The organism is Allopontixanthobacter confluentis, assembly GCF_009827615.1.
Taxonomy (GTDB): Bacteria; Pseudomonadota; Alphaproteobacteria; order Sphingomonadales; family Sphingomonadaceae; genus Allopontixanthobacter; species Allopontixanthobacter confluentis.
This window is the reverse complement of the sequence record NZ_WTYU01000001.1, coordinates 379,715-393,747: the sequence shown is the minus strand read 5'-3', so window position 1 is coordinate 393,747 and position 14,033 is coordinate 379,715. Positions and strand designations below refer to the sequence as shown.

Sequence of the window (14,033 nt, the reverse complement as noted above, 5' to 3'; positions counted from 1 at the left end):
TCAGGGCCTACCCACCCGTTTGATTTCCCATTCCAGATCTACACCCTGGCTCTGGCTGACGCGCCGCCGCACTTCTTCGCCCAGCCCTTCGATATCAGCGCTGGTGGCAGTGCCGGTGTTGATCAGGAAATTGGTGTGTTTTTCGCTCACCTGCGCGCCGCCCATGGTAAGGCCGCGGCAGCCGGCGGCATCGACCAGCGCCCACGCCTTGTGGCCAGCGGGGTTCTTGAACGTCGATCCGCCGGTTTTGCTGCGCAAGGGCTGCGAAGTTTCGCGCGCCTGTGCAATTCGGTCCATTTCCGCGCCTATTTCCGCGACATCGCCGGGATGGCCCTGGAACCGGGCGGAAATGACCACTGCCCCGTCCGGCAGGTTGGAATGGCGATAGGAATAGCCAAGTTCTGCAGCAGAGAGCCGGCGGCACGTGCCATCTGACAGCACCACATCGCAATCAATCAGCACGTCTGCCACTTCGCGGCCATAAGCGCCGCCATTCATCCGCACAAAACCGCCCACGGTGCCGGGTATGCCGCGCAGGAATTCGAGCCCCGCAATGCCCGCATCGCGCGCGGTGGACGATACCAGAATGCCGCTGGCGCCACCGCCGCATTCCAGCACATTGTCGCCGCGGTTTTTCACCTTGGAAAAAGGCTTGCCCAAACGAATGACAACGCCCGGCACACCGCCATCCCGAATGATGAGGTTGGACCCCAGCCCCAGAGCCATGATGGGCAAACCCCCATCAAGCCGGGCCAGAAAATCGCGCAAATCATCCGCATCAGCAGGTTCGAACAACCAGTCAGCCGCACCGCCAGATTTGAACCAGACCAGTTTGGCCAGCGGCGCATCAGGCGTCAGCTTGCCGCGAAATCCTGTGGTAGCCACCTGCGCAGTCATGGCGCTGCGGCCCGCTGGCTGCCAGCCGCACGGATGCCATCGGCAAGCCCGGCTGCCCACTTGGTAATATCGCCCGCGCCAAGGCAGACGACCATATCGCCATCCTGCAATATACCCGCCAGTTCGCTGGCCAGTTCATCGGGCCCGGCAATGGTCGCGGCAGACCGGTGGCCGCGTTCTTTCAGGCCCGATACCAGCGTGGCGGCATCCACACCCTCTATCGGGTCTTCCCCTGCGGCATAGACAGGCGCGATAAACACCAGATCTGCATCATTGAAGGACGTTTGAAAATCCCCCATCAAATCGCGCAGGCGGGTAAAACGATGCGGTTGCGCCACGGCGATTACCCGGCCGCGCGCGGCTTCGCGCGCCGCTGACAGGACTGCGGTGATTTCAACCGGATGGTGGGCATAATCGTCGATGATGGTGGCTGAACCGCCGCCCACATCCACTTCGCCCACCCGGGTAAAGCGCCGCTTCACCCCGTCAAATGCCTTGAAGCCGCTGCAGATGATGTCCGTATCGCACCCCATTTCGAGGGCCACTGCCACGGCCGCCAGTGCATTTTGCACATTATGCCGCCCCGGCATGGGCAAATGGATATTGTCGATCCGGCGGATGGTGCCATCCCGCTCGCGCAGAACGGCATCAAACGTATTGCCGCCTTCTTCGGGCCGGATATTTTCCCCGCGAAGGTCTGCCTGCGCGGAAAAACCATAGGTCAGCACACGCCGGTCACGGACTTTGGAAATAACCGTCTGCACTTCGGGATGGTCAACGCACAGCACAGCTACGCCGTAAAACGGCACATTCTCGATAAATTCGACGAAAGCGTCCTTTACGGCTTCGAACGAACCATAGTGATCCAGATGTTCAGGATCGATATTGGTCACCACCGCAATCGTGCCATCCAGGCGCAGGAAGCTGCCATCGCTTTCATCCGCTTCCACCACCATCCAGTCGCTGTCGCCCAGACGTGCGTTGGACCCATATTGGTTGATGATGCCGCCATTGATAACCGTGGGGTCCACGCCGCCTGCATCCAGCAGCGCTGCGATCATGGATGTGGTGGTGGTTTTGCCATGCGTGCCTGCCACTGCGACAGTGGATTTGAGGCGCATCAGTTCCGCCAGCATTTCTGCGCGCCGCACTACGGGTATGCGGTTATCCAGCGCTGCGGCCACTTCGGGATTGGTCCGCCGCACGGCAGTTGATGTGACCACCACCGCAGCGTCACCCAGATTGTCTGCCGAATGGCCGATGAAAACGGGAATACCGCGTTCGCGCAGGCGTTCAACGCTCGGCCCTTCGGCAATATCGGAACCCTGAACGCGATAGCCCAGATTATGCATCACTTCGGCAATGCCGGACATGCCGATGCCGCCAATGCCGACAAAATGGATGGTCCCGATATCGGTGCCGACACCCTTCATGACATTTCATCCCGCGTGGCCGCGCCCTGACCGACCATTTCGCCCTGTGATGCACCGCGTGCATTGTTGCCGCCTACGCGGATGACATCCATGAGCTCGCTGCCGCCAAAACCGGTGACCAGATCGGCCAGATCGGAAGCCGCCTTGGGCCGTCCGCAATTCCACGAGGCGTGGGCTGCGGTTGCCAGCGTTTCAGGGCGCTGCGCCATGGCCTGTATTTGCTTGGCCACCTGGGTCGGCGTGAAATTTGCCTGGCGGATGGAACGCGCGCCGCCTGCTTTGACCACTTCGCGGGTGTTGAAATGCTGGTGGTCGTCCGTTGCAATGGGCAGCGGCACCAATATGGCGGGCCGGCCCACCGCGGTCAGTTCGGCAATGGTCGATGCCCCGGCGCGTCCGATGAACAGATGTGCATCGGCCAGCCGCGTGTTCATATCTTCAAAATATGTGCCCAGTTCCGCCGGAATGTCATGGCTGCGATAGCGTTCGCGCACTGCGTCGATATCTTCCGGGCGACACTGCTGCGTCACTTGCAGGCGTGACCGCAGGGCCGGCTGCAACATCGCCAGCCCGTCAGGCACTACGTCTGACAGGACGCGCGCGCCCTGACTGCCGCCGGTGACCAGCACCCGCAGCAGGCCATCATCGGTAAATGGCGGAAAAGGTTCATCGCGCAGTGCCAACACTTCTGCCCGCACCGGATTGCCCACCAGATGTTCCTTGGGGTAATATTTGGGCTTCAGGCGCTTCACTTCCGGATATGCCGTGGCAATGGCCTGCACCCTGCCCGCCAGCAGGCGGTTGACCCGCCCCAGCACCGCATTCTGTTCATGCACGATGCTGGGAATGCCTGCCGATGTGGCGGCCAGCAGCGCAGGCAGTGCAGGATAACCGCCGAACCCGACCACTGCGCTGGGCTCAAAGGTTTCGAACAGGCGCAGCGCCATGCGCCGGCCTTCCAGCACGGCCTTTACGCCTGCAAACCAGGTCATCGGGTTTTTGCCGAACCGCCCTGCGGGCAGGACATGGGCAGGCAGAAAGTCAGGCTTGCCCGGAATGTCCGCGCCGCGCGCATCGGTAATCAGCGCGACGTGGTGTCCGCGCCGTTCCAGCTCCACCGCAAGGGCGAAAGCGGGGATCAGGTGCCCGCCGGTGCCGCCAGCGGCCAGCACGTAATGTCTGTTTGCATCGCTCATCTGCGATTCTCCTTAGCAGATGGCGCCATTTCGGTCAGCATGCCCCGCAGGCCCGGTGTTTCGCGCGTCAGAAACGGATTGCGCCGCGTAATGGCCAGCAGCAGCCCTGCCGCCAGACACACCGCAATGGTGGACGAACCGCCATAGGACACCAGCGGCAAGGTCATGCCCTTGGACGGGAACAATTGCAGATTGACCAGAATGTTGATGAACGCCTGCCCGCCAATCTGTGTGGCAAGGCCAGCGCCAGCCAGCAGCGTAAACAGATCTTCCTCGTCCGCCAGGCGCACCAGCACGCGCGCGATAAGCGAGAGATAGATAATTACCACCAGCGCGCAGACAATCAGCCCGAATTCCTCGCCAATGACGGAAAAAATATAGTCGGTGTGGGCTTCGGGCAAATTCATTTTCCGGATGCCCAGCCACAGCCCGCTGCCAGTCCAGCCCCCTGCGAGCAAGGTGCGCTGCGCCAGATCGACCTGATCAAACGCCGTGCCGCCGCCCAGAAAAGCATCGATCCGGTGGCGCGCATTATCATACAGGAAATAGGTGGCCGTAACCGCCGCCATACCGCCGGCAATGACGATGCCGATACGCTGCACCGGCACCCCTGCCAGCACCATCAGCACAAACCACACGCCGCCAAACAGCAACGTATCACCAAAATTGGGCTGCAGCATCAGCAGGATGGCCACAAACCCCATCAGCGCCGTAATAATCCACATGACGGGAATATTGGGATCCCTGATGCGCCATGACAGCACCCATGCCAGCAGAATGGCAAAGCCGGGCTTCAGGAATTCCGATGGCTGGAAGCTCATGCCAAGGTTGATCCACCGCCGCGCGCCATTCACTTCCGTGCCGATGATGGGCACCAGCACCAGCAGCGCCATCATCCCGCCAGCCAGCAGAACGCCAAGCCTGCGCGCATTATCTCGGCTCAGCATGGAAGCGCCGATCAGAGTGAGAACACCCAGAAACTGCCACCTGACATGCGCCCAGTAAAAATACAGATCGGGCAATTTGACGCTGGCGGTGGACAGGCGCTTGGCACTGGCAGGCGATGCTGCGGCCACCGCCGCTGTGCCAATGGCCATCAGCACAATGATGAGGAACAGCAGCACACGGTCAATCTCGCGCCACCAGATGCGCAATTCAGCGCGTTTGGTGCTGCGATAGCGCGAGGGCGAATTGCCGCGATCGCCGGAGCGGGGAATGTAAGGCTGCGACGCGCTCATTATGCCCCTCCCCCGTGGTCTGCACCGGTCAGCGCTTCGACCAGATCGCGGAAATGTTCGCCGCGTTTTTCATAATCGCGAAACTGGTCGAAACTGGCGCAGGCAGGCGACAGCAGAACCACATCGCCCGGCCGGCACGCGGCAATGGCGCGGCGCGTGGCTTCGCACAGCATCTCACATTGTTCGACCTTGACCTTGCCCGCCAGCAATTCGGCAAAGCGCGGGCCGGATTCGCCAATGGTGTAAGCTGCCGCCACATTGCCCAGATGATGTTCGCAGTCACCCAGCCCGTCTTCCTTGGCAAGGCCGCCCACAATCCAGTGAATGCGCGGCGCCGGGTCCGGCGGGAATGCGGCCAGCGCTGGCGCGGTGGAGGCCGGGTTGGTTGCCTTGCTGTCATTGACGAACAGGACGCCATCATGTTCGCCCAGCCGTTCCATCCGGTGCGGCAGGCCCTTGAAACTTGCCAGCCCTGCCCGCCATTCATCCGGCGTCAGCCCCAATTCTTCCACCATCGCGACAGCGGCAGCCGCATTTTCCAGATTGTGCGGCCCCTGTAGCGATGGCCATTCAGACTGGAGGTGCGCAATCGCAGCGGTGTCGATTGCGGCGACGCGGCCAGCCTGGCGCCGCTGCATTTCTGCCGCCATGATCGCCCTGGTTGGCTGGTCATCCACACCAAAAACCGCGAAATTATCCGCGCTTTGCATTTCGAAAAGGCGGCTTTTGGAAAAGGCGTAATGATCAAAGCTGTCGTAACGGTCCAGATGGTCCGGCGTGATGTTCAGCAGCGCAGCGACATCGCAATCGAGCAGACGCGTAAGATCAATCTGATAGCTGGACAGTTCCAGCACATAAATCGCAGCGCCCCTGTCATTGGGGCATAGCGGTTCGCGTGCCAGCACAGGCAGGCCGATATTGCCGCCCATTATGGCAGCAAATCCGGCGCCTTCCAGAATATGATGGACCAGCGCAATGGTGGTGGATTTGCCATTGGTGCCGGTAATGCCGACCACCTTGTGCGGCGGCAGGCTGGCGCGTGCTTGCGCGAACAGTTCGATATCGCCAACCAGCGGCACGCCATATTTTTCTGCATGCGCCGCGATCGGGTGGGTGTTGATCGGCACGCCGGGCGACACAATCACCCCGTCAAACCCGGTCAGGTCCAGATCGAGCGGATCGGCCAGCGTGGCGCGGCCTTTCAGGCGGTCACGGGCGATGTCCTGCCGGTCCCAGGCAAACACCTCGGCACCGCTGGCAATCAGGGTTTCGGCAGTGGCCAGCCCTGACCGGGCCAGGCCGAGGACGGCATAGCGTTTTCCGGAAAAGGCGGGTGAAGTGATCATCGTAATTTAAGCGTTGCCAGCCCCATCAATGCAAGGACGATCGAGACAATCCAGAACCGAATGACCACTGTCGATTCCTTCCAGCCAAGCTGTTCGAAATGATGATGGATCGGGGCCATGCGGAAAATGCGTTTGCCAGTGCGCTTGAACCAGAACACCTGCAGAATGACCGAGACAGCTTCCACCACGAACAGTCCGCCCACGATGGCCAGCACGATTTCATGGTGGGATGCCACGGCAATGGCCCCCAGCGCGCCGCCCAGGGCCAGGCTGCCGGTATCGCCCATGAATACCGCCGCTGGCGGCGCGTTGAACCACAGGAAGGCAAGCCCAGCGCCCATGATGGCAGCGCAGAAAATGGCCAGTTCGCCCGCGCCTTCCACGTATGGAATGCCCAGATATTCGGAATAATCGACCCGGCCCACCAGATAAGCGATAATGGCGAATGTGCCTGACGCGATGATGACCGGCATGATGGCCAGGCCGTCCAGCCCGTCAGTCAGATTGACCGCATTGCCGGCACCCACCATCACGATGGCGGCAAACACGTAATAAAACATGCCCAGCGGGATGACCCGGTCAGAAAAGAACGGGACATAAAGATCGGTGCTGATCTGGCCCACGATGATCCAGGATGCGACGCCGGCCACCGCAAATTCCATCAGCAGACGGACTTTGCCCGATACGCCCTTGTGGCTGTTCTTGGTTACCTTGTCATAATCATCGAGGAAACCGATCACACCGAAGCCGCCGGTGACCGCCATGCACGCCCATACAAACGGGTTGGTCAGGTCCATCCAGATCAGCATGGAAAGAATGACGGACACCAGTATCATCAGCCCGCCCATGGTCGGCGTGCCGACCTTGGACAGATGGCTTTGCGGTCCATCTGCACGGATCGGCTGACCCTTGCCCTGACGCACACGCAACATATTGATGAATTTGGGACCGATCACGAGGCCGATCAGCAGCGCGGTCATCAAGGTCGCGCCCGCTCTGAACGTCTGATAGCGAATGAGGTTGGAAACCCCTTCGAAACCCATCCATTCGGCAATCAGATAAAGCATTCAGCCATCCCGGCCCACAAATTGTTGATCCACGAAGCGGGCGACAAGCCTGCCAAGTCCGACCGAGTTGGAGCCTTTTACGAGAATGGCGTCCCCTGCGGTCACTCCAAACTCTTCCAGCGCCGCAATTGCCTCGGCAGGTCCATCGCAATGCGCGAAGGAAAGCCCGTTGCCAAGCGCATTGGCTGCGCCTTTCCCCAAGTCCCGTGCAAGGGCGCGCATTTCCTCGCCCACCAGAATGGCAAAATCCACCCTCGCTTCGGCCAGAGGTTCCGCCAGCTGGGCGTGAAAACGTGGTGCAAAATCACCCAGTTCCTTCATCGATCCCAACACGGCGATGCGGCGTGTGGCCGGCGTTTGCCCAAGCGCGCGCAAAGTTGCCCGCATGGATGCAGGATTTGCGTTGTAACTTTCATCAATCAGCAGGGCCTTGCCGCCCGGTGCCTTGATCTGGTGGCGCGCGCCGCGACCTTTGAGACCGCCCATTTCCGCCAGCGCCAGACCGGCAGCACCCAGATCGCCGCCTGCGGCACGCACCGCCGCCATGACGGCGAGGGAATTGGAAATCCAGTGGTCGCCCGGTTCCGCCACGGAATAGCACATTCTGGTGGTGCCAAGATCAGCGGTTACCAGCGACCCGCCATTGGCTGAAGGGATGGAATCCAGCAGGCGTACATCGGCATGGGCCGCCCGGCCAAAGGACACGACTTTCGCGCCCAATTTCAGCGCATGATCGCGCAGGCGTTCAAAATGCGGGCTATCTGCCGGAATAATCGCAGTGCCGCCGGCTTCCAGCCCGCCGAAAATTTCCGCCTTGGCATCGGCAATCGCTTCTTCACTGCCGAGGTTTTCAATATGTGCAGGCGCAATCGTGGTGACCACGGCGATATGCGGGCACACCTGCCGGGTCAGCTGCGCAATTTCGCCAGCGTGGTTCATGCCCATTTCGAACAGGCCAAACAGGCTGCGCGCAGGCATGCGCGCCAGGCTGAGCGGGACGCCGACATGGTTGTTGTAGCTGCGCACGGAACGGTGCGTTTGCCCACGGCTGCCGCGGTCTAGCGAGGCAAAGATTGCTTCCTTGACGCCGGTTTTGCCGACGGAACCTGTCACACCGATGCGGATAGCCTTGCTGCGCCGGCGCGCCGCGCTGGCCAATGCTTCCAGGGCAGCATGTGTGTCAGCCACCAGAATATGCGGAAAATCAACCGGGCGGTCCACCACAGCAGCAGTCGCGCCATTGGCAAATGCCTTGTCGATGAACTTGTGCCCATCCATGGTTTCGCCGCGAAGGGCAAAAAACAGATCGCCGCTGCGCACATCGCGGGAATCAATTTCAACACCGGAAACCTGGAAATCCGCACTGGCGACACCGCCGGTTGCATTCACAATTTCCTGCGCGTCCCACAGGCACATGGGCAAGGCATCGCGCGTGGTGACGGGCCAGTGGCGCAAGGCGCGATGGGCGTTCATTGTGCCTTCGCTCCTGGTGAAGCAGCTTCACGCGCAACAGTGACATCGTCAAACTGCAAAATCCGCATAGTGTCTCCTGAGCCGATAATCTGGCCCTGTTCATGTCCCTTGCCCGCAATCAGGACGATATCGTCGCGGCCCGCTTCTGAAACTGCGGCAAAGATCGCTTCCCGGCGGTCACCGATTTCGCGTGCGCCTGGTGCATCGCGCAGCACTTCCGCGCGGATGGCTGCGGGGTCTTCGCTGCGCGGATTGTCGTCTGTGACGATGGCGATGTCGGATTTTTCAGCCGCGATACGGCCCATTTCCGCCCGCTTGCCGTGGTCACGGTCGCCGCCTGCGCCAAATACGGTGATCAGCCGCCCGCTGACATGGGGCCGAAGGGCTGCAATAGCAGCCTCGATCGCGTCAGGCGTATGGGCATAATCCACATAGACCGGCGCACCTGTCTGGGTGATGGCAGCGCGTTCCAGCCGGCCGCGCACAGGCTGGAGCCGGGCCAGACCGTCAAATACCATGGCCGCATCCCCACCGGTGGCCAGCACAAGACCTGCCGAGACCAGCGCGTTTTCCGCCTGATAGGCACCGATCAGCGGTAGGTTTATCATCCGCTTCTGGCCTTCATATTCGATTTCAAGCGTCTGGCCGAGCTGCGTGGGCGTGCGTGAGACAAGCCGCAGCGATGTGCCATGATCGCCCACGGTAAACAGCCGCAATCCGCGCCGTTTGGCATGGTCGATTACCCGGTCTGTCCACTCGCCAGCGCCAGTCCAGATAATGGCGGCTGCGTCGTCTGCCACCACTTCATCGAACAGCCGCATCTTGGCGGCAAAGTAATCGTCCATATCGCCGTGATAATCGAGGTGATCGCGCGTGAAATTGGTGAAGGCCGCAGCGCTGACCGAAATGCCTTCGTTGCGGTATTGCGACAGGCCGTGGCTCGACGCTTCGTAAGCGACATGGGTCACACCCTCGCGAGCGAGGCCGGACATATTGGACAGGAAAGTGACAATATCGGGCGTGGTAAGCCCGGTGGAAACGCTTTCGTCAGGGGTCGTGACGCCCAGCGTGCCAATGGATGCCGCCCGCTCGCCCGCCATGCGCCACAGCTGGCGTGTCATTTCAACAGTGGACGTTTTGCCATTGGTGCCGGTGACAGCCACGATGGTTTTGGGAAACGGGCCAAAAAACTGCGCGGCCAGCGCAGCGAAGGTGCGGCGCGGGATATCGCTCGCGATATGGAGCGCGCCTTCGACCGATGCCTCAGGCCGCGCCACAATGGCGCTGGCACCGCTGGCGATGGCGGCGGCAATGTAATCTTCGCCATTGACCACCGCCCCCTGAAACGCGCCAAAGACGGTTCCGGGTGCGACTTTGCGGTGGTCAATGGCAAAGCCGGTAATTTCGATATCGGCGCCGCTTTGCGGGCCGGATGCGGACGCAGCAGGCGTGGGCATGGCAGATCCGGGCAGCGAAATGCCGGCTGCCTGCGCTATTTTGCCCAGTTTCATTCGTCGCCGCCCGGTATGAGGGGGCGCAAATCGCTGATATCCACATCACGCGTATTGTCAGGGCGGACGCCGAGAATGGGGCCGATGCGCGGTACCAGCCGCCCCACGATAGGCGCTGCATTCCAGGCCGCCGTGCGCTGGAACGAACTGGCCGTGGTGCCCTTGGGTTCATCCAGCATGGCGATGATCACATAGCGCGGCTTGTCCATCGGGAAAGCGGCGGCAAAGGTCGAAACGAGTGACGAACGGCGATAGCCCCCCGCGCCCGGCTTTTCCGCGCTGCCGGTTTTGCCGCCGACACGAAAACCCGCCGCATCGGCATTCTTGCCGGTGCCGTAAATCGCAATCATGCGCAGCAGCTGGCGCATTCTGTAGCTGGTCGATGCCTTGAATACCCGGCGGCCCTTGGGCGCGGCGCCGGGGGCAAGTTTGCGCATGGTGGCAGGGCGCCACACGCCGCCATTGACCATGGCCGCATAAGCGCTGGCCAGATGCAGCGGCGTAACCGCAATGCCGTGGCCGTAGCTGACCGTCATGTTGCGCAGGCGCGGCCAGTTGTCACCGGGCCAGATGGGAAAGCCCTTGGCAGGCAGTTCGATATAAGGCCGTTCATTCATGCCCAGGTCGATCATGGTCTGGCGAAGGCGTTTCGGGCCCAGATCATCGGCAATTGTGGCAGTGACGATATTGGACGAATGAATGAGCGCTTCGGGCACGTTCAAAGATGCGCCGATAGTGTGGCTGTCACGAATGGAAAAACGGCCAATTTTGAGCGGACGGTTTGCCTGATAACGCTTGCTGAAATCGCGCACCACACCGGCGTCGATTGCGGCAGCGACGGTCAGCGGCTTGAAAGTGGAGCCGAGTTCATAAACCTGATTGGTCACGCGGTTGAACATGAGGTCCACCCCGGCGGCATCAATCTTGTTGGGGTCAAATTCAGGCAGGGATGCCAGTGCCAGCACTTCGCCGGAATCGACATCCAGCACGATGCCAGCGGCGCCCATGGCATTGGTGGACAGCATACCGCGGCGCAGCTCATCTTCCAGCGCGCCCTGTGCGCGCAGGTCGATGGAAAGCGCCACCGGCTGCCCGCGGGTCGCCGGATCGCGCAAGTGGTCGTTCAGCACCTGCTCCATGCCGACCTGGCCATTACCGGCAGCATCGACATAGCCAAGCACATGTGCGCCCATGGACCCTTGCGGGTAATGGCGGTCTTTTTCCTGCGGCAATTCCAGCGCCAGTTCGCCAATAGCCTGCACGCGGTTGGCCTGTTCCGGCAGGACGCGGCGCTGGATATAGCCCTTTTTGCCCGCGGCCAGCCTGGATGCGACATCATCTTCATCCAGATCGGGAAAAATCGCCTTCAGCTGCGCTGCGACTGCCGCTGCATCATGGACGAGCGGATTTTTCGGGTCGCCCATGGCTTCAGGATTATACCACAGCGCATAAGCGGGGAATGCGCGGGCCAGAGGTGCGCCATTGCGGTCCGTCAGTTCGCCGCGCGGAGGCAACAGGGCATCAGCCAGCGAAGTAACGATGGTGGCACGGTCGGTCAGGCCAAGCACGCCAATCCGCACGATAGCCGCGCTGGCCACGATCATGAAGACCAGCGCAATCCACAACACGCGCATCCGCGCCACGGTGAGCGATTGCTGACGAATGCTGACCAGCCGGACCCGGCCCGAAGATATCGCCGTGCTGACCGTAAGGGCGTTCATTCTGCGACCTGCGCGCCAAAACCGCCGTTTACCGCCAGACGTTCTGCCAGTGACCGGGCGGCAGACCTGGTCGCGGACCGGCCCGTATCATCGCTGCGTGCGCGATCATGCGCGGGCTCTTCTTCAGCCACGGTCTTGCCGGTCATGGGCGAAACCATGGCCGGAAAACCGCTTTCTTCCGGTGTTGCGGCGCGGGCCACGCGGATCGGGCTTGGCGCGCCGGCATCGCGGGCCAGCCCAAGCTGGGCCAATTCGCGTTCGTTTTCGAGATATTGCTCGGCAAGCGGCGCCGCATAGCCGAATTCAACCTTGTTCCAATTGGCCAACTGTTGCTGGTTGGCCCGGGTTTCGAATTCGGTCTCGAGAATCTGCTTTTCCTGCTCCAGCGCAATAATCCGGCGTTCTGCCAGACGCACTTCGCTTTTCACCGCATTCACCCTGAATGTGAGCGCGACAAAACCGGTGATGCAAATGCTGAGGGCCACAGCCCAACCAATCTGGCGAAGACGACTACCGGGTGCCATTACGCGGCCTCCCTTGCAGGGGCGCTGGTACGAACAGCATGACGCAGCGTGGCTGAACGTGCGCGGGGGTTATCGTTAATTTCGCTTTCCGAAGGGCTTATGGCCTTGGAAACCTGCGTGAATACCGGCGGCACCGGCTGTGCCTCGGGCATATGGCGCGACCCGCCGCCAGTGGCCGACGCATCGCGCAGATAGCGTTTCACGATACGGTCTTCCAGGCTGTGAAAGCTGACCACTGCCAGACGGCCACCTTCGCGCAGCATTTTTTCCGCTGCCGAAAGGCCGTGGTTCAGTTCATCCAGCTCTGCATTCACATGAATGCGAATGGCTTGAAAACTGCGGGTTGCAGGGTCTTTTGGTGCGCCTGCATGATAACCCAGCGCCTTGCGTATCACGCGCGCCAATTCGCCCGTTGTATTGAGCGGGCGCGCTGCCACGATCGCGCGGGCAACGCGGCGTGACTGGCGTTCTTCACCATAAAGATAAAGCACGTCGGCAATCGCTTCATCGCTGGCGGTGTTGAGAAAATCAGCGGCGCTTTCGCCTTCCTGAGACATTCTCATGTCCAGCGGCCCATCGGATGAAAAGGCAAAGCCGCGTTCCGCCTGGTCAAGCTGCATGGACGACACGCCGATATCCATCGCCACACCATCCACCTGGTCCACGCCAGCGTCCTTCAGCGCTTCTGCCATTTCGGAAAAACGGCGAGCGTGCAGCACCAGACGCGGCGGGTTTTCAGATGCTTCGGCCCAGGTGGAACCGGCCGCAATGGCATCAGGGTCGCGGTCAAATGCGTGGACGGTCGCGCCAGCATCCAGCAGCGCGCGCGTATAGCCGCCCGCACCGAATGTGGCATCCACCATCGTATCACCCGGTTTCGGGTCAAGCGCGGCAATACATTCGCGCATCAGAACGGGTATGTGCGGAGCACCGGTCACTTGCTTCGCGCCTTGGCTTGGGCATCTGCAACGAAATTGTCACAGGCTGCCTTTGCGCTTGCCCATTCATTATCCATTTTCGCAAGCTCGGCAGGGTTCCAAATTGTGAAGAACCGGCCTGCGCCGTTAAAATAAAGCCCATCGTCCACATTTCCGAGCGCCCGCAGGTGCTCGGGCATGACAAAACGGCCACTGTCGTCAAACGGAATCTCGACGAATCCGAACAGCTGTGATGCGCGCGTATCGCGGTCAAACTCGCGATTCGCACGGAAGGACATTTCTTCTTCACGGTCGAGCTGGGCATCAAGTTCTGTCCGGCGGGACAAGCCAAAGCCGGTGAGGCAGTTCCAGCGGTTATGTTTGGCAAGGCACAGGGTGCGGCCATCGCTGGAATCGCGGACAGCCTTGCGGAACAGCGGAGGCAATACGAAGCGACCCTTATCGCCTGCCGGCGAATAGGCTTGTCCGCTATACCCTCCGAACGCCGCTGCTGACACTTACCCCATTCCCCTCGCCCATCGGGCCGTTTCCCCCGGACACAGCTTCGCCGCTTCCACCCACGCGCAAGCTGGGGTGGCTCGCCCCGTAAATTCGGAACGCAGCGAAAGACGACCTGTCCAATGAGCAGTGGTATTAACCCGCACCACCCGGGGATGGAAGGGAAAATTACGGGATTTCGCGGGATAACC

The 14,033-nt window shown here is 61.1% G+C and carries 12 protein-coding genes; all 12 read right to left on the bottom strand.

Annotated elements, in window-relative coordinates; translation table 11 throughout:
* The 12 genes from murB to GRI44_RS01725 are packed head-to-tail and all read right to left on the bottom strand — an operon-like array spanning position 1 to position 13,841.
* Complete coding sequence (gene murB / locus GRI44_RS01780; RefSeq protein WP_160599702.1) at positions 1 to 897, bottom strand: UDP-N-acetylmuramate dehydrogenase; 897 nt, start codon at positions 895 to 897, stop codon at positions 1 to 3.
* Positions 894 to 2,330 carry a UDP-N-acetylmuramate--L-alanine ligase gene (murC, locus tag GRI44_RS01775; RefSeq protein ID WP_160599701.1) on the bottom strand — a complete coding sequence of 479 codons (1,437 nt, stop codon included), beginning with the start codon at positions 2,328 to 2,330 and terminating at the stop codon, positions 894 to 896. The genes murB and murC overlap by 4 nt, the downstream gene beginning before the upstream one ends.
* Positions 2,327 to 3,526, bottom strand: coding sequence for an undecaprenyldiphospho-muramoylpentapeptide beta-N-acetylglucosaminyltransferase (gene murG, locus GRI44_RS01770; protein ID WP_160599699.1), 1,200 nt, complete (start codon positions 3,524 to 3,526; stop codon positions 2,327 to 2,329). Before murG ends, murC begins: the two co-directional genes overlap by 4 nt.
* Positions 3,523 to 4,764, bottom strand: coding sequence for an FtsW/RodA/SpoVE family cell cycle protein (locus GRI44_RS01765; RefSeq protein WP_160599697.1), 1,242 nt, complete (start codon positions 4,762 to 4,764; stop codon positions 3,523 to 3,525). Before GRI44_RS01765 ends, murG begins: the two co-directional genes overlap by 4 nt.
* Positions 4,764 to 6,110, bottom strand: a complete 1,347-nt coding sequence (murD, locus tag GRI44_RS01760) for a UDP-N-acetylmuramoyl-L-alanine--D-glutamate ligase (protein ID WP_160599695.1) — start codon at positions 6,108 to 6,110, stop codon at positions 4,764 to 4,766. The genes GRI44_RS01765 and murD overlap by 1 nt, the downstream gene beginning before the upstream one ends.
* Positions 6,107 to 7,177 carry a phospho-N-acetylmuramoyl-pentapeptide-transferase gene (mraY, locus tag GRI44_RS01755; RefSeq protein WP_160599693.1) on the bottom strand — a complete coding sequence of 357 codons (1,071 nt, stop codon included), beginning with the start codon at positions 7,175 to 7,177 and terminating at the stop codon, positions 6,107 to 6,109. Before mraY ends, murD begins: the two co-directional genes overlap by 4 nt.
* Positions 7,178 to 8,650: a UDP-N-acetylmuramoyl-tripeptide--D-alanyl-D-alanine ligase gene (locus tag GRI44_RS01750; RefSeq protein ID WP_160599691.1), complete on the bottom strand. Its 1,473-nt coding sequence runs from the start codon at positions 8,648 to 8,650 to the stop codon at positions 7,178 to 7,180.
* Positions 8,647 to 10,161, bottom strand: coding sequence for a UDP-N-acetylmuramoyl-L-alanyl-D-glutamate--2,6-diaminopimelate ligase (locus GRI44_RS01745; protein ID WP_160599689.1), 1,515 nt, complete (start codon positions 10,159 to 10,161; stop codon positions 8,647 to 8,649). Before GRI44_RS01745 ends, GRI44_RS01750 begins: the two co-directional genes overlap by 4 nt.
* Positions 10,158 to 11,882, bottom strand: coding sequence for a peptidoglycan D,D-transpeptidase FtsI family protein (locus tag GRI44_RS01740; RefSeq protein WP_160599687.1), 1,725 nt, complete (start codon positions 11,880 to 11,882; stop codon positions 10,158 to 10,160). The genes GRI44_RS01745 and GRI44_RS01740 overlap by 4 nt, the downstream gene beginning before the upstream one ends.
* Positions 11,879 to 12,406, bottom strand: coding sequence for a hypothetical protein (locus GRI44_RS01735; protein ID WP_160599685.1), 528 nt, complete (start codon positions 12,404 to 12,406; stop codon positions 11,879 to 11,881). The genes GRI44_RS01740 and GRI44_RS01735 overlap by 4 nt, the downstream gene beginning before the upstream one ends.
* On the bottom strand, positions 12,406 to 13,344 hold the full coding sequence (gene rsmH, locus GRI44_RS01730) for a 16S rRNA (cytosine(1402)-N(4))-methyltransferase RsmH (RefSeq protein WP_160599683.1): 939 nt from the start codon (positions 13,342 to 13,344) through the stop codon (positions 12,406 to 12,408). Before rsmH ends, GRI44_RS01735 begins: the two co-directional genes overlap by 1 nt.
* Positions 13,341 to 13,841 (bottom strand): division/cell wall cluster transcriptional repressor MraZ, encoded by a 501-nt coding sequence (locus GRI44_RS01725; protein ID WP_160599681.1) that lies wholly within the window; start codon positions 13,839 to 13,841, stop codon positions 13,341 to 13,343. The genes rsmH and GRI44_RS01725 overlap by 4 nt, the downstream gene beginning before the upstream one ends.
* Between the last annotated feature and the right edge of the window lie 192 nt (positions 13,842 to 14,033).

Excerpts from the sequence above, each read along its gene's own strand:
- murD (WP_160599695.1), bottom strand. The coding sequence starts at position 6,110 with ATGATCACTTCACCCGCCTTTTCCGGAAAACGCTATGCCGTCCTCGGC.
- GRI44_RS01745 (WP_160599689.1), bottom strand. The coding sequence starts at position 10,161 with ATGAAACTGGGCAAAATAGCGCAGGCAGCCGGCATTTCGCTGCCCGGA.
- murB (WP_160599702.1), bottom strand. The coding sequence starts at position 897 with ATGACTGCGCAGGTGGCTACCACAGGATTTCGCGGCAAGCTGACGCCT.
- GRI44_RS01750 (WP_160599691.1), bottom strand. The coding sequence starts at position 8,650 with ATGAACGCCCATCGCGCCTTGCGCCACTGGCCCGTCACCACGCGCGAT.
- murC (WP_160599701.1), bottom strand. The coding sequence starts at position 2,330 with ATGAAGGGTGTCGGCACCGATATCGGGACCATCCATTTTGTCGGCATT.
- murG (WP_160599699.1), bottom strand. The coding sequence starts at position 3,526 with ATGAGCGATGCAAACAGACATTACGTGCTGGCCGCTGGCGGCACCGGC.
- GRI44_RS01735 (WP_160599685.1), bottom strand. The coding sequence starts at position 12,406 with ATGGCACCCGGTAGTCGTCTTCGCCAGATTGGTTGGGCTGTGGCCCTC.
- GRI44_RS01740 (WP_160599687.1), bottom strand. The coding sequence starts at position 11,882 with ATGAACGCCCTTACGGTCAGCACGGCGATATCTTCGGGCCGGGTCCGG.
- mraY (WP_160599693.1), bottom strand. The coding sequence starts at position 7,177 with ATGCTTTATCTGATTGCCGAATGGATGGGTTTCGAAGGGGTTTCCAAC.
- GRI44_RS01765 (WP_160599697.1), bottom strand. The coding sequence starts at position 4,764 with ATGAGCGCGTCGCAGCCTTACATTCCCCGCTCCGGCGATCGCGGCAAT.